The sequence below is a fragment of the Synergistaceae bacterium genome, assembly GCA_017540085.1.
GTDB lineage: Bacteria > Synergistota > Synergistia > Synergistales > Aminobacteriaceae > JAFUXM01.
Genome location: JAFYBQ010000025.1, coordinates 1 through 24,440, shown reverse-complemented (window position 1 = coordinate 24,440; position 24,440 = coordinate 1). Strand labels below are relative to the sequence as shown.

At 50.6% G+C, this 24,440-nt stretch carries 23 protein-coding genes and 1 tRNA gene; 16 read left to right on the top strand and 8 right to left on the bottom strand.

The window, feature by feature from the left end; genetic code table 11:
* Positions 1-8 precede the first annotated feature (8 nt).
* A complete protein-coding gene (locus IKQ95_04840; GenBank protein ID MBR4196020.1) occupies positions 9-1,076 on the top strand; it encodes a glycosyltransferase family 4 protein in 1,068 nt (355 codons plus the stop codon).
* A gap of 3 nt (positions 1,077-1,079) precedes the next feature.
* The gene (locus tag IKQ95_04835; protein ID MBR4196019.1) at positions 1,080-1,493 is read left to right on the top strand and encodes a hypothetical protein; all 414 of its coding nucleotides are present in this window, start codon (positions 1,080-1,082) and stop codon (positions 1,491-1,493) included.
* A gap of 18 nt (positions 1,494-1,511) precedes the next feature.
* Here the strand turns inward: IKQ95_04835 and IKQ95_04830 are convergent, their stop codons facing one another.
* Positions 1,512-2,630, bottom strand: coding sequence for an acyltransferase (locus IKQ95_04830; GenBank protein MBR4196018.1), 1,119 nt, complete (start codon positions 2,628-2,630; stop codon positions 1,512-1,514).
* A 146-nt stretch (positions 2,631-2,776) separates the two neighbouring features.
* On the bottom strand, positions 2,777-4,129 hold the full coding sequence (locus IKQ95_04825) for a hypothetical protein (protein ID MBR4196017.1): 1,353 nt from the start codon (positions 4,127-4,129) through the stop codon (positions 2,777-2,779).
* Positions 4,130-4,205: 76 nt separating this feature from the next.
* Here IKQ95_04825 and IKQ95_04820 point away from each other — a divergent pair, with 76 nt between their 5' ends.
* Positions 4,206-5,465, top strand: a complete 1,260-nt coding sequence (locus tag IKQ95_04820; GenBank protein ID MBR4196016.1) for a glycerate kinase — start codon at positions 4,206-4,208, stop codon at positions 5,463-5,465.
* Here the strand turns inward: IKQ95_04820 and IKQ95_04815 are convergent.
* Positions 5,462-6,388 (bottom strand): ROK family protein, encoded by a 927-nt coding sequence (locus IKQ95_04815; protein ID MBR4196015.1) that lies wholly within the window; start codon positions 6,386-6,388, stop codon positions 5,462-5,464. The two genes, IKQ95_04820 and IKQ95_04815, sit on opposite strands and share 4 nt — an antisense overlap.
* 52 nt (positions 6,389-6,440) lie before the next feature.
* Between IKQ95_04815 and IKQ95_04810 the strand changes: the two genes are divergently transcribed.
* On the top strand, positions 6,441-7,475 hold the full coding sequence (locus IKQ95_04810; protein MBR4196014.1) for an FAD:protein FMN transferase: 1,035 nt from the start codon (positions 6,441-6,443) through the stop codon (positions 7,473-7,475).
* Here IKQ95_04810 and IKQ95_04805 read toward each other — a convergent pair.
* Positions 7,432-9,141 carry a DNA primase gene (locus IKQ95_04805; GenBank protein ID MBR4196013.1) on the bottom strand — a complete coding sequence of 570 codons (1,710 nt, stop codon included), beginning with the start codon at positions 9,139-9,141 and terminating at the stop codon, positions 7,432-7,434. The genes IKQ95_04810 and IKQ95_04805 overlap by 44 nt on opposite strands.
* A 68-nt stretch (positions 9,142-9,209) precedes the next feature.
* On the opposite strand from IKQ95_04805, the gene IKQ95_04800 reads away from it, so the two are divergent.
* Both IKQ95_04800 and IKQ95_04795 read left to right on the top strand, forming a co-directional pair.
* Positions 9,210-9,941 carry a DUF2993 domain-containing protein gene (locus IKQ95_04800; protein ID MBR4196012.1) on the top strand — a complete coding sequence of 244 codons (732 nt, stop codon included), beginning with the start codon at positions 9,210-9,212 and terminating at the stop codon, positions 9,939-9,941.
* A gap of 11 nt (positions 9,942-9,952) precedes the next feature.
* Positions 9,953-11,443, top strand: coding sequence for a DUF4153 domain-containing protein (locus IKQ95_04795; GenBank protein MBR4196011.1), 1,491 nt, complete (start codon positions 9,953-9,955; stop codon positions 11,441-11,443).
* Between the two features lies 1 nt (position 11,444).
* Here the strand turns inward: IKQ95_04795 and IKQ95_04790 are convergent, their stop codons facing one another.
* Positions 11,445-13,343, bottom strand: coding sequence for a hypothetical protein (locus tag IKQ95_04790; protein MBR4196010.1), 1,899 nt, complete (start codon positions 13,341-13,343; stop codon positions 11,445-11,447).
* Positions 13,344-13,418: 75 nt separating this feature from the next.
* Here IKQ95_04790 and IKQ95_04785 point away from each other — a divergent pair, with 75 nt between their 5' ends.
* Both IKQ95_04785 and IKQ95_04780 read left to right on the top strand, forming a co-directional pair.
* Entirely contained in the window at positions 13,419-13,931 is a 513-nt protein-coding gene (locus IKQ95_04785) for a hypothetical protein (protein ID MBR4196009.1), read from the top strand.
* A gap of 11 nt (positions 13,932-13,942) precedes the next feature.
* A complete protein-coding gene (locus IKQ95_04780) occupies positions 13,943-14,581 on the top strand; it encodes a SagB/ThcOx family dehydrogenase (GenBank protein MBR4196008.1) in 639 nt (212 codons plus the stop codon).
* Here the strand turns inward: IKQ95_04780 and yvcK are convergent.
* Entirely contained in the window at positions 14,578-15,672 is a 1,095-nt protein-coding gene (gene yvcK, locus IKQ95_04775; protein MBR4196007.1) for a uridine diphosphate-N-acetylglucosamine-binding protein YvcK, read from the bottom strand. The two genes, IKQ95_04780 and yvcK, sit on opposite strands and share 4 nt — an antisense overlap.
* The gene (gene rapZ / locus IKQ95_04770) at positions 15,669-16,520 is read right to left on the bottom strand and encodes an RNase adapter RapZ (protein ID MBR4196006.1); all 852 of its coding nucleotides are present in this window, start codon (positions 16,518-16,520) and stop codon (positions 15,669-15,671) included. Before rapZ ends, yvcK begins: the two co-directional genes overlap by 4 nt.
* Before the next feature lie 94 nt (positions 16,521-16,614).
* Between rapZ and rpmH the strand changes: the two genes are divergently transcribed.
* The 5 genes from rpmH to IKQ95_04745 are packed head-to-tail and all read left to right on the top strand — an operon-like array spanning position 16,615 to position 18,944.
* Positions 16,615-16,755 carry a 50S ribosomal protein L34 gene (gene rpmH / locus IKQ95_04765; protein ID MBR4196005.1) on the top strand — a complete coding sequence of 47 codons (141 nt, stop codon included), beginning with the start codon at positions 16,615-16,617 and terminating at the stop codon, positions 16,753-16,755.
* Positions 16,748-17,083 (top strand): ribonuclease P protein component, encoded by a 336-nt coding sequence (gene rnpA, locus IKQ95_04760; protein ID MBR4196004.1) that lies wholly within the window; start codon positions 16,748-16,750, stop codon positions 17,081-17,083. The genes rpmH and rnpA overlap by 8 nt, the downstream gene beginning before the upstream one ends.
* Complete coding sequence (yidD, locus tag IKQ95_04755) at positions 17,080-17,313, top strand: membrane protein insertion efficiency factor YidD (protein ID MBR4196003.1); 234 nt, start codon at positions 17,080-17,082, stop codon at positions 17,311-17,313. Before rnpA ends, yidD begins: the two co-directional genes overlap by 4 nt.
* 3 nt (positions 17,314-17,316) lie before the next feature.
* Positions 17,317-18,147, top strand: coding sequence for a YidC/Oxa1 family membrane protein insertase (locus IKQ95_04750; protein MBR4196002.1), 831 nt, complete (start codon positions 17,317-17,319; stop codon positions 18,145-18,147).
* A complete protein-coding gene (locus IKQ95_04745; GenBank protein ID MBR4196001.1) occupies positions 18,144-18,944 on the top strand; it encodes a Jag N-terminal domain-containing protein in 801 nt (266 codons plus the stop codon). The genes IKQ95_04750 and IKQ95_04745 overlap by 4 nt, the downstream gene beginning before the upstream one ends.
* A 353-nt stretch (positions 18,945-19,297) precedes the next feature.
* Here IKQ95_04745 and IKQ95_04740 read toward each other — a convergent pair.
* Positions 19,298-19,369: transfer RNA gene (locus IKQ95_04740), tRNA-Val, on the bottom strand.
* A 203-nt stretch (positions 19,370-19,572) separates the two neighbouring features.
* Between IKQ95_04740 and IKQ95_04735 the strand changes: the two genes are divergently transcribed.
* The 3 genes from IKQ95_04735 (at position 19,573) to IKQ95_04725 (ending at position 24,366) form a co-directional block, all read left to right on the top strand.
* Positions 19,573-21,981, top strand: a complete 2,409-nt coding sequence (locus tag IKQ95_04735) for a flagellin (protein ID MBR4196000.1) — start codon at positions 19,573-19,575, stop codon at positions 21,979-21,981.
* A 126-nt stretch (positions 21,982-22,107) separates the two neighbouring features.
* Positions 22,108-23,121 carry a type I glyceraldehyde-3-phosphate dehydrogenase gene (gap, locus tag IKQ95_04730; protein MBR4195999.1) on the top strand — a complete coding sequence of 338 codons (1,014 nt, stop codon included), beginning with the start codon at positions 22,108-22,110 and terminating at the stop codon, positions 23,119-23,121.
* 114 nt (positions 23,122-23,235) lie between these two features.
* Positions 23,236-24,366 (top strand): AI-2E family transporter, encoded by a 1,131-nt coding sequence (locus tag IKQ95_04725; GenBank protein MBR4195998.1) that lies wholly within the window; start codon positions 23,236-23,238, stop codon positions 24,364-24,366.
* Positions 24,367-24,440 lie beyond the last annotated feature (74 nt).

Genomic DNA, 24,440 nt, shown 5'->3' with positions numbered 1-24,440 from the left:
GATAAATCATGCGGGTATATTATGACTATCAAATCATGATCGCGCAGAAATTCGGCGGTATATCTCGCTATATATACGAAATTTCGTCGAGGCTGCCTGCTCTTGGTGCTGACGCTGAAATATCCTGCGTCCATAACATGAATTACTACTTTGCGAAAAAGTTCGGGCTTCACGAAATGACGAGGCTTCAGCAGGGAGTCTTTCACGTTCTCGGAAAAATGAAGCGCGGACTCGACCTCATTCGCGGGAATTATGACATCTTTCACCCGACATACTATTACGCCTCAAAGCCGCCTCACGGGAAATTTGTTGTTACAGTGCATGACATGACGCACGAAATATTTTCGGGGAAATACCCTGTCAACCCGCGAGTCATTTCAGCAAAGCGCAGAATAATCCCGCAGGCCGACAGGATAATAGCGGTCTCAGAAAACACAAAGCGCGACATCCTGAAATACTTTCCCGGAATAAGCCCCGCAAAAATCTCGGTGATATATCACGGTGCGTCATCCGCTCCCGTCAGCAAATCACACAAAGTAATGCCGTATGATTACGTTCTGTTTGTCGGGAAACGCTCAATGTACAAAAATTTTTCCCGTTTCACCTCGGCCATGAAGGGAATAATGTCAAAAAACTGGGACATTGATGTATTGTGCGCGGGCGGGGGAGCTTTCACGGAGGAAGAAATTTCGTCATTCGGGGAATTTTCCGGGAGGTTTCATCAGGCGGAACTGACTGACGTGGATTTGTCGCAGGCTTACGCGGGGGCGGTATGCTTTGTGTTTCCGTCAGAATATGAGGGGTTCGGGATTCCCGTGCTTGAGGCGTTTGCGGCTGAATGCCCGGTAATTTGCGCGGAGGCCGGCTCTCTGCCTGAGGTGGCCGAGGACTCGGCGGTGTACTTTGACCCGCTCGACATTGATGACATGGCCGGGAAGATTCTTGCGGTGATTGAGGATGAGAATATCCGGGAAGAGCTGAGACACTCAGGGCGTGAGAGGCTGAAATTTTTTGACTGGGACAAAGCCGCCCGCGAGACATTAGAGTGCTACAATCTCGCGCTGAAAGGAGAATGACAGGTGATAAACAGCATACCGACATCAAAAATTATTCGGACTGACATTGACCCGGAAATCCACAAGACTCAGGAAGCGTTGAAGCTCAAAGAGTCGTGCCAGCAGTTTGAGGCTATATTGTGGTCAAAGCTGTGGAAGGACATGCAGAAGTCAGCGCGTGAAATCAGCGGAAACGACAAGGGCAGGCCGTATCAGCAGATGGAAGAATTGACGCTCGAAATGGCTACGGATGACCTTGTTACGAGTTCAGGCGGTGCGGGGCTGTGGAAAATGCTTTATGACTCGATGATAGGGAAGCTCGCCGCAGATCAGGAAGCCGAGTCGCGCAGGAAAGCCGATGAGGAAGCCGCGAATTATGAGGCAGGGAATGTCCCGGAATATGACGAACAGAGTCCGGGACTCGACGTTCAGGGATAATATTTTTCCCCTCGTCTGTTATTCGGCGGGGGGATTTTTCTTGCGGAATATTAATCTTCCCGGATAGAATATATACTCAGTCCACCGCAGGAGCTTCACGTTCCTGTACAGCCAAATTACGCAGAACGGAATCACCATCGCCGCGGCGAACGTAATCACAAACATCATAATAGGGTCAGAATTTGACGACATCCCCGAAACCGTGAATATCATCCTGAAACACGCGACAATCCAATTGTGCAGGCAGTAAATCACCATGCTGTAAAGCCCGTAAATTACCAGCCCGGAAAATTTCACCTCCAATGCGTAAAACAGAGTGAACAGTCCCAGACATGAGCATACCGCCGCGCCCGTCCTCGTGAAAATATTTGCCGCTCCATAAGCCCAAGGCGCAAAATAGAGCGTGGCCCCTGCGATAAACAGAATCAGCCCGGCAATGACACCTGGATTTTTGTCCCGCGAAATATAATTACGCTTCCTGAGAATGTACCCGCAATGAAAATATAATCCGTAATGAATCCCGGCGGGCAGTGAAATTCCTGACAGCACCGGGAATATGAACACCGTAGCCCAGAATAGCGCGTGAAGTTTTCCGGGACATCGCGAGCATTCAAACGCGGAATGAATCACTTTGATGAAGAATAATGACGCAAGAAACCAGTACTCCTTGAAGCCCCTCACGGGGATCATGTATAGGTCTGTGCTTTGGAGCGCGCCGAAATTCGCGGGGTTGTGGCGGGAAAAAATGAAGTACATTACCGCCCATTGTGTGAGCGAGAAAATCATGCAGGGAAAGTATATATCAATCGCTGATTTTTTGAGCCAGTGAAGCCAGCTTGATGCCCTGTAATCTTTCATGCCCTGAACATATCCTGAAATCATGAACATCAGCGGCATGTGGAAAATGGCTATAAATTCGCCTGCTACAGTCGAACGCGGTAGAATTATTCTTGAAGAACCGAACCAGTACACTACATGAGCGTACACAACAAGGATAATCGTAAATCCCCTCAGCGAATCAGCGACAATATCCCGCCCATCGCCCTGAAGCCCTGAAGCCCTGAAGCCCTGAAGCCCTGAAGCCCTGAAGCCCTGAAGCCCTGAAGCCCTGAAGCCATTATGAGCCGTTAATTTCATTTGTCAACCGCTCCTTTTATGTCCTTTTATGATTTTATTGTCGTGATTCTATCATGCAGGGTGAATTTGTCGTGATACAATTTAGGGTATCCCATTATCATTAACAGGCGGGAGGATTATTTTTGCGCGGTATTAGCCCGGCCGTGTTAAAATTCGGCGGAGTAACTCCGGGAATTGTACAGCGCAGATTTTCTCACTCTGAATTTGTTCATGGCGGTCTGGCTTTTTTCACTCACGCACAGCAAAATTAATATCCAGTCTACGAGGTCAAGCGCGTTGTGGCCGTAAAATATGCCTCCTTCAAGAATAGCATAATAATACATGAGGACAATAATTGCCCCGGTAAGTTTTTGTGTCTCGGTCATGTCCTTAATGTTGCTGAAATATACGAATGTAACACCAAGCGCGGAAGTAAAAAATATTATAAACCCTATAAGGCCGGTTTTCAGCAGAACAGACAAGTAAAAGCTGTCCATTAAGGGCATTTGTGTAATGCTGTTTATGGCTGACCTGCTTAACATACCTACGCCGGCAGCCCAGACTCCTTTTGCAGAGAGCCAAGGAAAGAGGCCGATGTAATTTACCCCCCTGCTTTCCCAAAAATAATTCCATAGAGCTTCCCAGTCTATAGCGACAGAGAGCATAAAAGCAAGCCACAGCATTATTGCTACCAGCATGGGTTTGGCATAGCGTTTCCCCTTTTGGTAGATACTCAGTGCCGAATATACAAGCCAAAATAGAAGCAACGAGGAAAGAGAGGTACGCGAGGCTGTTGTTAGCAATATTATCATCACAGGAGGGAACAAGAAAGCAAACTTTTTCCAGGCAGACGCTGAACGTATTTTATTCGATAATTTTTTTTCTCTGAGAATTGCCCTGTATATTGCTGTAAAAATAAAGAAGAACAAGCATAATCTTCCCCCTGTATTTGACTGCCTGAAGCCGTATCTGCTTCTGAATCTGCCGCTTTTCTGGAATATGCTTGCCAGTGAGTCTACAAAGTCAAAGCCCCTGTTGTAATATATAAATGCGTACAGCAAATACATACCCAGAAAGAAAACAGTTACGGCTATGACTTGGGACTTCAAATCATACAATTTTATTATCTTCACAGAAAGGAAAAGCGTATGCGTAAACACTCCTACAACAATAAACTCTCTGAGGGAAGAGAAATTCAGCGAAAGATATACAACGGACATACCTGAAAAATTTGCCAGGAAAGCCCATAATAGCCATAAAGAAATTCCGGCAAAGAAAAACTTTTCTGTCCCGCTCATAAAAACTTTGCGCCTTCCTGAAGTCATGTCTATTAATATGCAGACTGCCCACAGCAATACAGTAGCAAAAGACCCGAACGCAACTGCAAAAAATGCTGAATCGTATTCATCAAGATCCATAAGAAATCTTGAAATTAAAAATATTGAATAAGCAGCGAGGAAAAGTACAATTTTGGATTTCTCACCCGCGTTTGATTTTGCAATTGCCATAAATTTCTCCATGTGACTGTATTTTTCACTGAATTTTAATCAGCATGATAAAATACGTCAATCCCGTAAATATATGCAAAAAGGAGACATTCACATGCTCAAACAGGACATGCGTGAAATTCTTGACGGAGCAATAAAAGCAGTGCTGCCCGAAAACGCCGTGAAAGAAGCCCTCAATAACCCCGCTTTCACATCACGCAGGGGAAAAGGCCGCCTCATAGTCGCGTCAATCGGTAAAGCCGCCTGGCGAATGGCCAAAGCCGCAAGCGACATTCTCGGCTCAGGCATTTCGGGCGCAGTCGTAACGAAATACGATCACTCAATGGGAGACATTGCCGGGCTTGAGATTTTCGAGGCAGGACACCCAGTACCCGACATGAACACTATCAGCGGCACAAAAGCACTCCTCGAACACGTCAAAGGACTCAAGGCTGAGGATACCGTTCTTTTCCTCGTGAGCGGGGGAGGCTCTGCACTGTTTGAATTTCCTGCTGAGGGCGTTACGCTTGAGGACATGCAGAACGTAACAAGCCAGCTCCTTTCATGCGGTGCTGACATCGTAGAGATTAACACAATCCGCAAGCACCTCTCATCAGTGAAGGGCGGAAGGTTCGCGGAACTCTGCGCTCCGGCTCATGTCTTCATGGTCGTATTGTCTGACGTTCTCGGCGACAGGCTCGACAGCATCGCCTCAGGCCCCGCCGCCCCGGACATGTCAACATGCGCTGAGGCTCTCGCAATCGTCAAGAAATACAATCTCAAGCTCAAGCCCGAACTCCTCGAAAGGCTTTCCCATGAGACTCCCAAGAAGCTCGATAACGTTACAGCAACGATTACAGGGAGCGTTACGGAATTATGCAGGGCTGTGGCTGAGTTGTCCGCGAAAAAAGGATATTCACCCGTCATTCTCACAACGACTCTAACGTGCGAGGCTCGCGAGGCTGGCTCATTCATGGCCGGAATCGCAAGGGAAGTATTAACATCAGGAAACCCGGCAAAATCTCCATGCGCGATTATTGCGGGCGGTGAAACAGTCGTACACCTCACAGGCAGGGGCATGGGCGGACGGAATCAGGAGCTTGCGCTTTCTGCGGCTGAAGGAATTTCGGGGCTTGAGGGAGTCGTTGTAGCCTCGCTCGGTTCTGACGGCACGGACGGCCCTACAGACGCAGCCGGGGGAATCGTCGACGGGAAAACAGCAGGCATACTCCGGGAAAAAGGCATCAGCATTCCCGTTGTACTCAGGAACAATGATGCCTATAACGCACTCAAACAGGCTGACGCTCTCCTCATGACAGGCCCGACAGGAACAAACGTTAATGATGTCAGCGTTGTATTGATACGCTAATCCCCCGAACGAGCCGCCATTGCCGCGCCGATTAACCCTGCCTTGTAGCCCAGTGTGCATGACACTATACGGGGCAGGGCGAGTCCCTTGTAGATTTCACGCTGTACTTTCGCCCGCAGGGGGGCAAGCAATCTTTCACCCTGTTTCCCGATTCCCCCTCCGATTCCGATTACTTCAGGCTGAAGGCCGTTGATGAGATTCGCAAGCCCGCACGCTAAATACTCCGTGTAAGTGTCGATGACGTTCACCGCGTTTTCGTCGCCTTCCTGCGCCGCGTCAAATACCGTATGCCCGCTCACTGTGCCTTCAGCGTCCGCAATTTTCGCCATTATTCCGCCGGGATTGTCGGCAATTGCTTCCCGCGTCATGTTGATTAGCCCCGTTGCGGAACAATACGCCTCAAAGCACCCGGAACGCCCGCAGGTACATTTCCGCCCGCCGTGATGTATTACCATGTGGCCGAACTCAGCACCCCGGACTATTTTCCCGTCAACAACATACCCGGAGCCTACACCGGTTCCGAGCGTGATAATCATCGCACTGTTCGCACCTTTCGCACACCCCGCTACGACTTCACCCAATGCGGCCGCGTCCGCGTCATTCTCCAGTGTCGCTGGGATTTTGAGTGCCTCACTCATGGCCGGAGCTATCGCAAACTCATTCCATCCCAAATTGTTATTGTAGACGACGACTCCGCGTTTGCTGTCAATCAGACCGGGTGATCCCATTCCCACAGCTATGGGCGTAACTTGGGCTTTTGCGATTGACTCCTTCACCGATGATATTATGTCCTGCAAAACGACTTCCTGCGGTCTGTCCGCGCCTGTCGGAACACTGTCCTCGCTGATGATTTCGCCGAGTTCGTCAACAATTCCCGTCTTGATGTTTGTCCCGCCTATGTCAATTCCCGCGTAAAATTTCATGGATAATTCCTCCCTTTGCGTGTAATAATATCCCATGAAAGGAGAGTTTTCCATGAAGAGAAAATTTATTGCCGCCCTCGTTCTGATTCTTGCGGGACTGCTGTCGCTCTGCCTGCGCGTTTTTCGTGAACCGCAAGAGTATACCCGACATTCCCAAGCCATGAACACAATCATACGCATGACGGTTTACGGCCATGACAACACTGCGCTCGATGACGCATTTACGCTCCTGAATGAGACTGACCGCAGACTCTCAATGTATGATCCCTCGTCAGATATTTCACTCGTCAACAAAAACGCCGGACTCGTTCCCGTTTCGCCAAGCCCTGAAACTGTCGAGGCAGTCAACGAGGCAATCAGGCTGTACGAAATCACCGGGGGAGTCTTCAACCCGCTAATCGGCCCGGTAACGAGGCTGTGGAAAATCAACAGGGAGGACGGACTCAATAAAATTCCTTCCCCGGAAAGTTTAGACAGTGCTGTGAAACTGGCTGACATTGGCAACATTTCAGTGTCAGGGGACAAAATATTTCTGCGTGAAAAAGGCTGTGTCATCGATTTGGGCGGAATGGCAAAGGGATTCGCGTCAGCAAAAATTGCGGATATGCTCCGGGATAAAGGCATATCATCAGCAATAATAGACCTCGGCGGGAACGTTCACACAGTCGGGACTAAGCCGGACGGGTCAAAATGGCGCGTGGGAATCAGAAATCCCCTCAAGCCCGCCGGGACTCCTGCTCTTGTCGTTGACGTTGAAGACAGCGCGGTGATTACGTCCGGGAACTATGAGCGGTACAAGACGATTGACGGGAAAAAGTATTCACACTTCTTTGACCCCCTCACAGGGCAGAGCGTGAACAGCGATTTATTGTCGGTTACGGTGATTTCTGAGAACGGCTCACTCGCTGACGGTCTCGCAACGGCATTCATGATTACAGGAGTCGAAAAGGCACTGGGAATCCTGCGGAATATGGCCAATCCTCCCGGCGTAATCTTCATAACGCAGGAAGGAATCACGGCAACGGAAAATCTCCGGGAAGTCATTACGCAGTCTTTGATTCCCGTAACTTTTCGTGAAGTCCGCTGAGTTCTCTCATCTCGTCAAAATCTGCCGTATTCGCTGACATTTTCCCCTCAATTTCACGGATACGGCGCATTATTCCCTGCCTCTGAATGTCTGAGCATATGCGCTCCCATTTCCCCGCCTCATCAAGCCCGGCAAACTGCGACAAAAATATTTCTCCCCGCGATATTATTCCCGTCTTGCCCGTCTCGCCCATTGCCCGCCACATGTCAAGAAGTCCTTCCGGCCCGTCAGAAATTATGCTCCCTGCGACAGATTTAGCGTCCTCATCCGTGAGAAGCCCGGCGATTTTTCCCGCGTAAGGCGACATCCTGCACTCACTGTTATGCATGAGCATGGCGCAGAATCCGCACTCTAATCCGTTGCTGACAGTTTCAGGTTCCGGGACAGGGGCAGGAATTTCACGCGCAGGATTTTTCCGGCCGTCAAGAATACGCCGCCTCATTTCGTCAGGAGGAAGCGAGAATATCCCGCACAGACTCGCAAGGTACCTCAATGACTCGTCAGCACCTGCTTTTCTCACGCCATCCCACAAATCACGGAGCGCACCTTTCCGCCGGAGTCCGTCTTCAAGCAATGGCCGCAACATCTCAATGTGATACGGGATTAACGGCAGGGCGGAGGCTATAGCCTTCTCGAAACTCTCCGGGGGGTTAGCCCGGAGGAAGTCGTCCGGGTCTTGTCCTTCAGGCAGTCGAATCACACGCACGTCAAGACCGTTTTCCGCAAGGATGTACATTCCCCTGATTGAGGCTTTCTGCCCGGCACTGTCCCCGTCATAGCAGATATAGCACCTGTCAGCAAAACGCTTCAGGAGTCCGGCCTGCTCCGCCGTCAATGACGTACCCAATGACGCAACACTCTCACGGAATCCGGCCATGTGCAGCCGTATAACGTCCATATATCCCTCGCACAATATGCTGTAACCCTTCTCCCGGATATAATTCCCGGCGGTGTTCAGCATGTAGAGATTTCTGCGCTTTCGGTAAATGTCGCTTTCGGGCGAGTTTATGTATTTCGCTGTGCCGTCAGGAGCAACAAGCCTCCCCCCGAACGCTATAATCCTCCCGGAAATGTCCTTCACAGGAAACATCAAACGCCCCCGGAAACGGTCATGCATTCCGTTTTTCCCCTCAATGACAAGCCCCGAATCAATCATCATTTTTCTGTCAACGCCGCGCCGCGAAAGTACGTCAAGAAGATCGCTCCATGATTCCGGCGCATAGCCTATCCCGAAAGAAGCAGCAATTTCCGGCGATATTCCCCGGCCTTCAAGATATACCCTGCCCGCTGTAAGCCTCCTGAAATTTTCCGTGAAAAATTCCTGCGCCATCTTCAGAACGTCATATATACTTCTGTCCCTGCCGCCTCCCTGTTTCCTGTACTGCCCCGCGTCAATGCCGGCCTCCTCAGCAAGAAGCGATACTGCCTCCGGGAAGGTGAGATTCTGAGTCTTCATGACGAACGTGAAAATGTCGCCGCTCTCATGGCACGCGAAACAGTAATAGCTCTGCGACTCGCTGTACACATGGAAGGACGGCGATTTATCATCGTGGAAGGGACATAATCCGCTCCAGCCCCTTTGAGTTTTTCTGAGACTGACTGTGCGGCCTATTATGTCCTCGATTCGGAGGAGGCTCCGTATTCTTTCGGTTAAATCATTCGGCATAACGTTAATTTCTCCTTTGCAATATAATATAACTTCAATGCAAAATGCAGAAAGGAGAATTTTTTTCCATGCGTAAATTTTGCATGGCACTTGCTATTGTGTTCGTCTTTGCGGGGGCTTCATTTGCTGACCCTGTTGATGACCTTCTCGCCTACTATGCCGGGCAGTTCGGAGTCGAGCGAGGAGAAATCACCGTTGACGCTCTTCCCGATGAGACAGGGCAATTCAGCGACATATACATGACTTTGACCGGGCTTGTAGTCGAGGGACTCAGGATCGACAGTGTTACAGTCAGGATGAAGGGCGTACAGTTCAATGAGCCGTCAAACTGGAAGGCCGGAAATGTCGAATGCAAAAGCGCGATTTCAGTAAACGCTGTAGCAGAAATTTTCGAGACCGACATAAACCGGGCAATTGCGGCAAAAACTTTCGGCGAGGACGGCGACAATGACGAATGGCATGATCTTTCGCTGAAGATAAAGCCTGCGGGGCTGTCCGGGAGAGGCTACTACAAGTTCGGTTTCCTCGATATTCTCATAGAGATAATGAGCAACCTGCGTGTAGTCAAAGGCAAAGAGCTTTGGCTCAAAGATCCGCAGGTAAAAATCAACAAAATGAATCTCCCCGACTACGTAACAAAACAGGCACTCGGAAAAATTCAGCCTCTTGTTGACCTCAGCGACTTTCCTATGCCGCTTACACTTCACAAAGTCGAGCTGAAAGACGGAAGCGCGGTGCTGTCATCGCGAAATCTTCCCAAGCCAATCGAAAACGGCCTGAAGTACACCTACACGAAATAGCAGGCTGAGACATGAACAGAACAGACAGAAACCGCTATATATGCGTGGCACTTACGGCACTATTTCAGGGGTTATTGCTGGGAATCTACGCCGTAATAACGTCCGGGCATCCTGCATTGCTGCGTCTCAGGATAATTCCTTCGAAATTCTTGGCGTTCATGCCATTGCCCGCGATATTTCTTGTTCCGCTGGTGTTCTGGCTGTCTCAGGAGCACTGGGGGCGGCGGCTCTGGAATCTTCTTGCGGGGCTTGCGGCGGTGCTTCTTGCGCTCTGGGCTTACCGTTTATGGTCTTACGGGGGATTTTTAGCGGGCGTAGTGCCGTCGCAGAAGGCTGACCTTATACGCATATCGCTTGCGGTGTTCATGATTGTGCCGTTCTTCCAGTGCCGTATAGCCTCGTGGAGCTGGAAATTTCCCTACAGCGAGATGTTTTTCCAGATGTGCAGAAATTTGTTCCTGCTCTTTCAGGCTTCAATAGTGATTGCGGTCTTCTGGGGCTTGCTGATTACGGCGGGGCTTCTTTTTGACATTGTGGGACTTCATTTCGTGCCGCTTCTGCTGTTCAATCCTGTCTGCGCTGTTCCTCTGACAACGATAATAATTGCCGTCTCAATCTCCGTAGCCATAAAGCACCCGGGAATAGACTCACTTGGCCGCTGGCTGCTGGCTGTTCTGGCGTGGCTTCTGCCGTTCTTCTCGCTGTTGTCGCTGGCGTTCCTCGTGTGCCTTCTATGGGGCGGGTCAACGGGACTCAATGCCCTTTGGAACACCGGCCAGGCTTCAACGCTAATGCTATTGCTTCAGGCGGGTACAATAATTCTCGCTAATGCGGCGTGGCTTGACGGGTCAAAATCTGCGTTCAGGACTCGGAGTATTGACATCCTCGCGCAGGTCTCGCTGCTTTGCCTCCCGGTGTATTCTGTCCTTTGCCTGTACTCAATCAGCCTGAGAATTTCGCAGTACGGCCTTACGTCTGACCGTGTGCAGGCGTTATTTCTTGCTGTTACGGCTGGTATATGGGGAGTCGCTTACGCCGGGACGGTAATCGCACGAAACTGGCCTGTCTCAATCGGCCGGGTTAATATCGCGTGTATATTGTTCGTGGCACTCCTTGTGATTCTCATGAACTCGCCTGTTCTTGACCCTCTTAGGCTGTCGGCTGAGGATCAAATTTCGCGGCTAAAGTCCGGGGAGATTCAGCCGGAAGATTTCGACTACAAATATTTAGCGTCATTAGGGCGTTACGGGCGGGAGAAGCTCGACATCCTCAGCACCTCAAACGACATGGCCGGCCCTGAGTCCCCGAAAGAAATCACGCAGGGGGGAATAACTTTCGTGTTCAGCCCGTCAAAAGTCCGTCTCCTGAGTCAGGACAAATCACTAATCGGGACGATATACGGATATTTTCCGCCGAATGTCAGCCGCTCGGTTAAGCCCGTGCCAGTCCCGCCGGATTACGAGATTGACGGAACAATTTACCGCCCCGATTACGCCCGCTGATTTACTGCGTGAACATGTCCGGGTACAAAGGAATCCACGCCCGCGACTGTATGAGTCCCGCGTCAAGATAAACAGCAAGCATTGACCTTCCCGGATAGCCCGATGATGAAAGCTCTTCCGGGAGGGGTATTTGTATCTGCATGTGCGTCCGCTGAACGGGAATGTCGAGAGTGTCGCCGAGAGCGTAAAGAGTTTTCCCGCCTGTGAATGAGCTTGCACGCATGAGTCCCAATGACGGAATATCGCGTGCGTAAATATCAATCTCAAGCCCATTCAGTATGCAGAACTTCAGCAGCATTAACATATCTTCCTCCGTGAACGGAATAGAAGCGTCAACAATAACATTTGTCAGCGTCTCCCGGTGAAGAAGCCACACAGACGACAGAACGCTCTGAATGTCCCGGCCTGATGTAACTTGAGACGGCCTCACATTTAGCGGGAAAAGAGTCCCACGCGGCACAGGCATGTGAAAGAGTACTGCGTCAAAATTTTTCGGTCTTTGCCAGATGACATTACAGCGCATGTTTCTGTCATTCCATACGGACTGGGCTATGATTCGGGCGTTGTTGGCGTAGTGCATGAAAGGCGACATCAAAGCCGCGTCAATAATGAAGCTCTCGCGGTTCTCAGTGTCAGAAGCTATTGACGGGTTGTATATGCTGAGGAAGCCGGGAACCTCATCGCGGGCGGGCATCATTATGGCCTTGTAGATTCTCGACACGCTCATGTCAAGCCAGGAAATATCACCTTCAGCACTCTTGAAGAATGTCCATGCGTTTCGGATACCTTCCCGCCATGCTCCCGCGCTCCTGCTGGCGTAAGTGCGAGTCCCGAAATCAATAATGTAGTCGTAAATATTCCCGTCGTCCGTAAGCACAAACAATTCTCCCGTGCCTGACCATATAAGATCGCGGGGCTTCCGTATGTTTCGGATGTAAAAATATTCATGGCTAACGGCGTTCAGCAGATATACGCGGTCATTCATTCTGTCGGCAACCGCAAGCCAGTCCGCATAGCCCTCAACCGCGACAGGCTCAAAGAGAAAATCACCGTCCATTAACGGAGGCCGCCAATACCTGACCCGTATATCCCCTCTTGCGGTGCTGTAGAAGGCTATATTTCTCTCGGCAGGGTCTGAGACGGCGAAAAGATTCTCCGCAATCATTTCCGCGTCGCTCACAACGACAGAAGGAAGGGTCGCGAAATAGTCGGCTGAAATTCTCTGCTCACTCAGGCGCGAGGCGTTCAGCGTGTACATGTCGCCGTCAGCGTTGAAGATTCTGAATGTTCCATCGCCCATAGGAATCGCCGTAACAGGAGCAGGGACTCCGATTTCCCTGATTGCCCCGATTCCGCCCAAGAGATTCCGCCCGGCCTGACGGATATATATCTTGTTGCCGAACTGATCGGGGATGCATATCGTTGTTCCCAGTGAGCGAACTTTTCCGAGTCCCCGTATGCTGAAAGGACGAGTGTAGCCCGTACTCCATTCGGATTGGACGTTTGACTCTGAATATCTCCATGAGACTGGAATCGGAGCAGTGCCGAGAACGGAGCGCAAAACCCTGTCCTGCTCGTCAAAATTCCTGTATATTCTCGGCGCGGAGACATCAAGCGGGCGGACTTCAAGATAGCCGCTAAGAGCCGTCATTGATTCGTCCGTGTAGCCCATTCGGTTAAGGTTTAGGGCGGCAAGAAGATAGTAATCAACCATGTATGTATTCTCGCGTATTGCCTGGTCTAAATACACTTGCGCGTCCCTGTAGTCGCGTCTCATGAAGTGAATATAAGCGTTGTGGAAAAATCTTTCTGCCTCATCGAGATTTGCCCTCGGAACTTCAGCGGCATGTGAGACTGTAACAAGCAGTGAGAAAATCAGAGCCGTGAAAACTTTTCGCATTCATAAAAACTCCTTATGTTAAACGGGTATTTAGTAGTATTATAAGACTGCATTCCACGAAAGGAAGTAATAGCAATGAGCGCGGAAAGCATACAGGGAAATATTCAGTCATCAGGGCAGTACGGCATACGCGCAAAACGCGAGGCGCAGACATTGAGTCAGGCGCAGGAAGCACAGAAAGCGACTCAGATTCAGGCAGAGCAGAAAGCCGCAGAGACTGACACATACGACAAGGACAACCCCGCCGGAGTTTTAGCGAGGGCAGAAGGAGTCTACAGCGTATCGCATGACGAGTCCGGGAATCTGAAAGTCGATTACGTTCAGCCCGCCGGAAAATCTGACAGCACGAACGCGAGTCAGTCAGCAGAAAACGCACAGGCCGCCCCGAAATCACAGCCCGCTTCAGCCGGAGGAATCGCACAGGCTTCAAGCTCAAGCAGTGATGATGACGAACTCGAAACATTACAGCGTCAGAAGAACGAGATTCAGCAGCAGCTGAACCGCGAGCAGGACGAGAACGTGAAAGCGCAATTGAGATTACAGCTTCAGAATATCGAGGCACAAATTATCCAGCTCCAAGCAAATTAGGAGGAATAATCATGAGGAAAATTTTTGCGGCGTTTTTTGTTATTGCGGTCATGGCCGGGAGCGCGTTTTCTGAGACGGTGAGTCTTCCTGCCCCCGACAAAGCATGTGATATGACATTGACGGAGGCATTGACATTCAGGAGGACAGACAGGAATTTTGCTGACAGTGATTTCACGCTTCAGGAGCTGTCAAATCTCCTGTGGGCGGCAGGAGGAGTCAACCGCCCGGACGGAAAATTAGTTTACCCTGTCGCAATGGGCAAGCAGGACATTACGATTTACGCCTTCACGCGGGAGGGAGTCTGCAAATATGACCCGAAAGAAAATACACTTGAGCTTGTCGCGGAAGGAGACCACAGAGCCGAAACAGGACAGCAGGATTTTGTCTCAAAAGCTGCCGTGAATCTCGCGTATGTTCATGACGTTTCATTGTGGAAGGACATGAAAGCCCCTGAAGAGGTCGTGAGGAGATGCGGTTTTGCTCATTCAGGGGAAATAGTGCAGAATGTTTATCTCTACTGCGCGGCTATGGGATGGAACTGCGTTGTGAGGATGTCATTTGACGCTGAGAATCTCGCAAAGCTCATGAAACTTTCACCGTCACAAAATATTACGCTGATTCAGACAGTCGGGAAGAGGCCACAGAATTAATCCCCGTAAATCTCACGCGCAAGACGGAATATCACTGAGGCGAGTTTTCTGGAGTCATGCCGGAGAACTCGCTTCTCTTTTGCGCTGTCATACACTGACATAATATCAGCCTCGACACATTCACAGCCCATACCCTGAATCGCTTTCCGCTGTCTGTCATCAAGATACAGGGGAGTCGCTCCTTCCTCCGCGTAACGGTCAACAATATCATCCGGGATTGCCGCCGAGTTTGTGATGATGTAGTCCGGCGTTTTGCCCAGTGCCGCGCTCACCCATTCGAGATGGCGCACAATGTTGAAGCCCTGTGTTTCTTCCGGCTGTGTCATGAGATTGCAGATATATATTTTCGGGACGGGCGAATCTTTCAGCTTTCCGGCAAAATCCTTCATGAGAATGTTCGGTATTACGCTCGTGAAAAGACTCCCAGGCCCAAGCAGAATCACATCAGCGTCATCAACCGCGCTCAAAACGTCCGGCAATGGCTTTGCGTCGTGAGGCTCTAGCCATATTTCCGACAGATTCCGGCCATGCTCCGAGATACTAAGCTCGCCTTTCACAGTGAGGCCGCCTGAAGTTTTGCCCATTAACGTTATGCCCTCGGTTGTTACAGGGAGGACGCGCCCGCGTATAGACAGCAGGTGATTCATTATTTCAACTGCCTTGCTGAAGTCCCCGCTCATTTCCGTAACAGCAAGAAGCAGCAAATTCCCTAAACTATGTCCGGCCAATTCTCCCCTGTCGAACCTGAAATCAAGTATGCGCTTCAGCTCCGAGTCATTCTCCGCAAGTGCCGCGATACAGTTCCGCACATCGCCCGGCGGGAGCATTCCCCATTCATTTCGGATTCGCCCGGATGAGCCGCCCTCGTCAGTAACCGCTACAACCGCCGTAATATTCCGCGTGAATGACTTTATCCCCCGCAGTAATGTTGACAGCCCGGTGCCGCCCCCTATGGCGAGGATATACGGCCCTTCCGACAGTCTGCGGTTAATTGCGCGCTCAATAGCCGGCCTTCCTGATGAGAGCTTCAGCCGCCCGAACATGAACAGAATCACGACCGCCGTAATCACTCCGAGTATGAATGTCGTCATTGCCGCCCGTGTCCTTTGTCCCTGTGGACTACGCAGACTCCCTCATACAGGGAGGCGCAGTAATCTCCGAGCCATTCAGCCACAGCCACAGAACGATGACGGCCCCCCGTACAGCCGATTGCGACATGAAGCTGTCCGCGTACATTGCTGAGGAACTGAGGAACGGCGAAATCAAGAAATTTTTTCACGAGGTCAAGAAATTCTGAGGTCTCCGGGAATTTCAGAAGGTAATCTTTCACTGCGTCATCTTTCCCGGTCAAGTCCTTCAAGTTTTCGACATAGTAAGGGTTAGGGAGGCAGCGAACATCAAATACATAGCTTGCGTCCTGCGGGACTCCGTACTTGTAGCCGAATGATGAAATTATGATTGAGACTCCGCCGTCATTGCCGAAAAATTCACGCACGAGCCTTTCACGGTGCTGGTGAAGATCCATCATTGACGTGTCTATAACAATGTCCGCCCTGTCGAGAACCGGCGCAAGCATTTCACGTTCTGCCCGTATGCTCTCACGCATTGACAGTCCTTTGTTCAGCGGGTGGACTCTCCTTGTACGCTCGTAACGCCTCAATAATTCCTCGTCCGATGCTGTGAGAAATAATACTTTCACCGTTCCGCCCCAGGCTTTTGAGACATCATCAATGACCTTCACGAAATCGCCGTTTACATTACGAACGTCAACAGTAACAACGACTCCGCGGGCATCTGACTTCTCAAGAAGCGCGAAAAGCTGAGGCAGTAATTTCGGCGGAAGATTGTCGATTGTCGTGAAGCCAAAATCCTCAAGCACCTTCAGAGTCATAGTCTTTCCTGCTCCGCTCATGCCCGTAACAATGATAAACTGTTTCAACGTGTGAATACCCCCTTGCGCCGTCATTGTACACTAAAAATTCACTGTGCTATAATTCGGCAATCATTTCATTTCACAAAGGAGTAGCCAGTTCATGAAGAAGGGAACATTTCAGCCTCACAAGTTACCCAGAAAACGCAAGATAGGATTTCTCGCCCGCAGCGAAACACCTTCAGGGCGCAAAATTCTCCGTAACAGAAGGCGCAAGGGACGCAAATTTCTGACACGTGCTTAGAGTCTCAAGGCTCAGGAAAGGCCGTGAGTTTGATGAGATATTCCGCACTGGCGCAAGGATAAACGGAGGGCTGGTGCGGATATTGTATTTGCGGGGCGATGACGGGGGAATAAAATTCGGCTGTGCTGTCGGAAAACGTCAGGGCAAAGCACACATACGCACGAGGGGGCGCAGAATATTGCGGGCGGCCTTCCGCGAAATTTCCGGGCGTATAATCTCAGGCATGAAGATAGTATTACTGTTACAGGACAAAGGACTCACATCAAAATCAACAGACATTCAGCGCGAACTCGAAACCCTAATGTTACGCAGGAAGCTCATCAAATGAAGTACATCGCTATAATCTTAATCCGCATATACCAGTCTGCAATATCACCGTACTTAGGCAATAACTGCCGCTTTTACCCGACATGCTCAAACTATGCCATAAGCGTTTACGAGGAATGGGGATTCTTGCGCGGGACTTTGCTGACGGTGAAGAGGCTGTTAAAGTGCGGATTCTGGAATCCGGGGGGCGTTGACCTTCCGCCGAAAAAATTACGAGAGGTGAAACAATAATACATGTGGGCACAGGCAAAATCATTGCTGCTGGCACTTCTTGAGACAATCCACAGCGGCATTACATCAATCGGAATCGGTACAAATTTCGCATGGGGTCTGGCAATCATCGCGCTGACTCTGCTAGTCCGTCTCCTTATGCACCCTCTTACGGTCAAGCAAATGAACAGTATGCAGAAAATGCAGAAATTGCAGCCTCAATTGAAGGTCTTGCAGGAGAAATACTCGGACGACAAAGACCGACTCAATCAAGAGACAATGGCACTCTACAAGGACAACAAAGTGAACCCGGCAAGCGGCTGCCTTCCGTTAATCATACAGCTACCGATATTCATATTACTGTACGGGGTACTGTATGACCTGACAAAGACAGAGGCATTCACGGACGTTACATTTTTCGGCGTGAACCTTGGCGGGAGTGTCCTTACGACAGTAGCCAACGCGCTGAATCTTGTTGACGAGTCCGGCGTGAGGATTCCTGATGAGCAGCTCGGCTTCATCATGGTATTTCTTTCGTCATTCACGAATCTGGGACTCCTCTTCTCGCACATTGGGACATGGATATTCAACTTCATACTGCTGATACTGATTGCCTATCTTACGTGGCTGCAGCAGCATTTGACGAGCGCGGGAAATTCTCAGATGGCTATGATGAACTGGTTTATGCCGCTGTTCCTGACGTTTATATGCTTCGGGCTTCCGGGGGGAGTCCTGCTCTACTGGGGAGTGTCCTCACTGATGGGAATAATTCACCAGCTCAGAGTCTCAAAGAAAACGAGCGAGGAAATGAGTCAGAAGCCCACGCTGTACAAGGAGAAACCAAAGACAAAATGATTCAGGAAAGAAAAATAACGCTTGAAGTCCCTGACGTTCAGGAGGCATTGAACGAGGCTTCCCGGCAGTGGAAATTACCCGTTGAGGATCTGCACGCGGAAATACTCAGCACGGAGCGCGACGGATTTCTGGGTTTGTTCGGGAGCAAGAAAATCCGCGTTGAGGTTACAGCGAATGCCCGCCCGGATATTATGGCGAGGGGACTTGAGTTTGTCGGCGAAATTCTGAGGCTTATGGATTTTGACGCACACCCGGCCATGTCTGAGACTGAGCGGAATATGATCGACATTCAGGGCGATGATGCCGCAGATTACGTTGTCGGGCGTTACGGGGACGCGCTGAAGGGGCTTGAGTACATCGTGAATCTTGCGCTGAGAGACCCTAAGACAGAGCCGCGAATAAAGATCGACTCATGTGGCTACCGTGAACGGAGGACTAAGAGTCTTGAGCGTCTCGCGGAGGCTACAGCACGGCAGGCGGTGAAATTCGGCAGACCCGTCAGGCTTGACCCTATGGCAAGCTGGGAACGCTGGGTAATTCACACAACGCTGAAGAACCGCAGCGATGTTACGACCGAGTCAGTCGGCGAATCCCCGTCAAGAAAAGTCGTAGTAATCCCGAAATTTGAGCCGGAAGAAGTCAGAATGCCCGGCCCGGCTACACTGCGAGTCCGTGTACAGCGCGAGCTTAACGAGAAAGCCGGAGCAAGGAATCCCGCCCCGCAGAGCCGTTACCCAAGACGGAGAAACAGAAACCGCCGCGACACACGCAGGGACGACACCGCGACTCAGGAATAGGCTATACTTTTATCCCCCGTATTCCCCATCAAATCCCACCGCAAAAACTACCCCCCTAAATCCCCCCTTGGCAGGGCTACCCCCCTTCCGCTTGCGCTCCCTCCCCCCTTGGCAGGGGGGACGAGGGACTCGCGCCGAGGCTCTTGCCTCCCCTGCGAAAGGGGAGGTGCCTGCAAGGCGGAGGGGTCGACAACTCTGCGAAAGGGGAGGTGTCCGAAGGACGGAGGGGTCGCGGAGGGGTCAACCCTGCGAAAGGCGAGGGCAGAGAGGGGGCGCAGAGGGAACGGGGAAATTTTCACATGGCCAGACATAAAACAAGAGACCCGCACCGAATGCGAGTCCCTTTTCTGTGATGGGTGATAGAAGAATCGAACTTCTGACCTCTTCCGTGTCAAGGAAGCGTTCTACCTCTGAACTAACCACCCGTCTGGCAAAACGAAAGGTATAATACCAAATTTCGCGCCAATGTCAAATCATGCCCGCCCGCAAAAATTAAAGTCTCAAAATCGCAGGCCGATATATAACACGTGAGGGCAGGGAAGCCGATACACTGCAAGGGAATGCAGCACAAAACCCAAAATTTGAGAGACGGAGACAAATTTCACCGTTTGCAGGAGGCTTACACACAATGAGGATATATCACAACATACCGGCACTCACGGCGTATAACTCGCTCAATGCGACGAATAACGCGATGGAGAAGACAATACAGAAGTTGTCAACAGGACTCCGCATAAATTCAGCGGCAGATGACGCGGCAGGGTTCGCGATCTCCGAGAAAATGCGCGCTCAGATTTCCGGCCTTGAAGTGGCAATCCGTAACACTCAGGACGCTACATCAATGCTTCAGGTTGCTGAAGGCGCGTTAGGCGAGACCAACTCAATGCTCCAGAGAATGCGCGAGCTTGCGGTTCAGGCCAGCAACGACACACTCACATCACAGGACAGAAGCTATATACAGCAGGAAATAGATCAGTTACAGGATCAGATAGACAGAATCGCAAAGACTACACAGTTCAACAAGAAGAGGCTTCTTGACGGCTCATCAGCGGGAATCACATCATCTAGCAATCAGAGCGTGAAAGTATACGTTCGCGGCTCGCTGAGGGAGATTGACCAGTTCGGGCAGAAGAAATCCTTTGAGGGCAACTACAAAATCACGGTGAATGTTGACCCCAGCCAGACAGGAGCGGGGCAGGTTCAGAAGTCCTCAGTGATGACCATCAAGCACCCCAATGTAATCACGGACAAGGTAGTTGATTCGGACAAGGGCATAAAGGATGTTACTGTCGACAACCTTCCGGCGGGGGATTACACGGTCAAGAAGACAACAGCGGCAGAGGGCGCGAAACTTACAGGCTTCTATAACGCTGGTTCAGGCACTGCCGCGAATGCGATCGCCGCGGTAACATTCGGAGGCGGCACGACACAGACAGCCAACGCAAGCGTGCTTTTCGAGGTTGTGTCAAAGACAGGAACAGGCGCGGATGGAAGCGTAACGCTCCGGGCAACATCGAACGTGCTCGGCAAAGACGGCAATGTAGATAATTACCTTGAGGACGAGATTATAGTAACGTCAACCACGAAAAATATCGGCGACAAACTCGGACTGGGGGCTGCTGATGCCTGTACGCTCACGCTTGCAAATGCGGACAACATCGAAGTCGGCACAAAGTTTGTCTACACCTACACAGCAGCCGGCACAGGAGTATCGATTTCAGGCGTTCAGGATGAAAACTGGCCGAACAAATGGGGAACTGACCCTGCAACTGTAACATGTGCAGATGACGGAAGTTACGCGAGCGGAAATGCTGTAACATTTGGACTTACTGCGGGTGCAGACCTTGACAGCAAGGAGATACATTTCCGTAATTTCTACGTAAACGGCGATAACGGTTCAGTCTATGAAGGCGATATTATCCTAACGACAACTGAAGATTTCTCGACAAAAGCTCCCGCTGCTAAAGACGACGACCCGCTGGCCTCATTCACAGCGGCTTACATCGGCAAGACAGCCACGCTTGATACGAAACTTCGCGACCTCAATACGTTCTGGAACAGCTCCGGCGTGTTCATGCTTGAGACTCCCAAGACAATCACAATCAATCAGGGCGACGGCAAAAGCGCGACAGTAACGCTTTACGGGACTGACACAATCCGCGAGCTTCAGGCCAAATTCAACTACGCAATCGGCACAGAGTTAGGGCAGGGCGCATATGTTGACGGCTCCGGCGCAAGCAAGTTCTGCACGTTTGTCGAGAAAGGCAGCGAAGACTCACAGGGACTTGAGACAGTTCCCGGCACGTTCATGTTCAGGTCAGTGCTTCCCGGCGCGGGCGGTGAGCTTACATTTAGCAGCGATGACGAGGATTTAATCAACACATTCGCGCTCAATGAAGTAAAAGCAGGCACAACAACGGCATTCAGGGCATCAATATATGACGCTCACACGGGAATCGCCATCCCCGGCGCGACGAACATCAAAGTGTCAGACAACAAACTTGTTGGAGTCCTTCACCCGAACGTTGACATCGAGTTTGACCCGACAGCCAACATCAAAGCGGTGTGGAGCGACGCGGAAAAGAATTTCATTCTCTCACCCGATGATACGACATACGAGGCAACAATTCACATTGTCGACAGCTCAACGGTCTTCCAGATCGGCGCGAATGAGGGAGAAGACATCGCAATAGACATCGGCAACATGTCAGCGGCTTCAATCGGCGTTACGAACATCAACGTTACGACACGCGAGTCGGCCTCGAAATCAATCGGCCTCATTGACGCGGCAATCAGCAAAGTGTCATCACAGCGCGCCAAAATCGGAGCGTACCAGAACGCGCTCGACTACACAAGCGAGAACCTGACAACAACAATGTCCAACCTGACAGCGGCGGAGTCCAGAATAAGAGACGCGGACATGGCCCAGACAATGATGGAGTTCGTGAAGCTGCAGATCCTCAACCAGAGCGGTACAAGTATGCTTGCTCAGGCAAACCAGCTCCCGCAGTCAGTGATGAGCCTCCTTCAGGGCTAACGGCAGAAATTTTCCCAGTAAATATAACTCCAACCCAAAGAGATCCGGCGGACAATGCCGGGTCTTTTTTTGCGCCTGAATTGTTGTATAATAGTCGCATTCACATAACAGGAGGAAAAATTAATTATGGCTGTAAGAGTTGCTATCAACGGCTTCGGCAGAATCGGCAGGCTTGCTTTCCGCCAGATGTTTGACGCAGAAGGCTATGAAGTCGTCGCAATCAATGACCTTGTGAAACCTAAAATGCTCGCTCACCTTCTCAAGTTCGACACAACACACGGACGTTACCCGCACAAAGTAGATTTTGACGATGACAAAGGCACAATCACTGTAGACGGAAAGACAATCACAATTTACGCCATGCCCAAAGCCGAGGAGCTTCCCTGGGGAGATCTGAAGGTTGATGTAGTTCTTGAGTGCTCCGGGTTCTATGCGTCAAAAGCAAAGGCTGAAGCACACATCAAAGCAGGTGCGCGCAAAGTCGTAATCTCCGCCCCCGCAGGCAATGACCTTCCGACAATCGTCTACAATGTCAATCACAAGACACTGAAGCCTACAGACACAATCATCTCCGCGGCAAGCTGCACAACAAACTGCCTCGCGCCTATGGCCAAAGCCCTCAATGACCTTGCCCCGATAGTGTCAGGATTCATGACGACAGTACACGCCTACACAGGGGATCAGATGATTCTTGACGGCCCTCACCGCAAAGGCGATTTGAGACGCGCAAGGGCGGCGGCCTGCAACATAGTGCCTAACTCAACAGGCGCGGCAAAAGCTATCGGACTCGTAATTCCTGAGCTGGCCGGGAAACTTGACGGCGCAGCGCAGAGAGTCCCGACTCCGACAGGCTCAACAACAATCCTTGACGCTGTCGTCAAAGGCACGTGGACAAAAGAGCAGGTCAACGAGCAGATGAAGAAGGAAGAGACAGAGTCATTCGAGTACAACACAGAAGAGATTGTATCTTCCGACATCATCGACAGCACAGCAGGGTCAATCTTTGACGCGACTCAGACAAAGTGCAAGCCCGTAGGCGATGATATGACGCTCGTACAGGTTGTTTCATGGTACGACAACGAGAACAGCTACACATGCCAGATGGTACGCACAATCAAGTACTTCTCCGAGCTTAAATAGCATTCACGAAAAATTCCCGGACTCCTCCCGAATTTAACCGGGGGGAGTCTTTTTTTATGCGCTATAATATTTCCATTCCCAATAAAACAGAACAGGAGATGAATATTCATTCACATGAAAATGCTTCTCGCCCTCATCGGTTTTCTTTCGGCTGTAACGCTGTGCTTTGTCCTCAATGTCGCAAGCAATGTATTTATCCCGCTGGTTATTGCCTGGTTCATTCTGCAAATGCTAAGGCCAGTGATAAAAATCGGCAACGTTCTGCGCTTCAATGCCTGGTCAAATGTAATTCTCGTGTTCGCCATTCTCTCTGGAGTCGGGCTTCTTGGCTTCAAGTTCGTAGCGTCTCAGGTTGTCGAGTTCGCGCACGTCTACACAGAATACTCCGACAAGCTCATAGAATGGTCAGTAAGTCTCATGCAGACATTGAGCGTACCCCCGGAGGCCGTGAAAAATTTTGACTGGTTCGCGATTTTACGCAGCAACACAAGCAACATTTCATCCGTCATCATCGCCCTGTCAAGCAAATTTGTCATGACGCTGGTATTCTTGATGTTCATGATGATTGAGGCACCTTTTCTTGACGACAAAATCAACAAGGCTTTCGGCAGAAATTCCGAGCGTGTACGCAAAATTCTTTCTACGATTTCCGAGCAGGTCAGCCAGTATCTTGGGACTCTGACTCTGATCAGCTTTGCTACTGGTGTATGCGCGTGGCTTGTGCTTACGGTCTTGGGCGTGAGGCTTGCGGCGGGCTGGGGGGTATTAACATTCCTGCTAAACTTCATTCCTACAGTCGGGTCAATAATCGCGACAATTCCGCCTGTTGTCATGGCCATAATACAATTTTCGCCGGGGCTTTTCCGTCCGTTTATGGTTCTCGTGTCATTGGCGGCAATTCAGCTCCTCATAGGCAACGTGATTACGCCGAAAGTCATGGGCGACAAGCTCGGAGTGAGTCCCGTCATGATTCTGCTGTCATTATTGCTGTGGGGAATGATCTGGGGCATACCGGGCGCGCTTCTGTCAACGCCGATAATCTCAATCATCAAGATTGTGTGCGAGAATATACCCGTCATGCACCCTATAGCGGTTCTAATCGGGAGTACTGAGTCCGTGAGAAAACTTGCTGAAGTGAAAACACCTGAGGCCGTCGGGAATGTAGTAGAAACAGTGAAGAAAAAAATCGCCGAAACCGCGAAAAAAGTCAGGCTTCCGAGAAGGAAAAAGGGACGTGAAAAATAAACTTGACGAAAGCGGGATAAATCACTAAAATTATTTCCCGTTGCAAGGCGGTATAGCCAAGTGGTAAGGCAGAG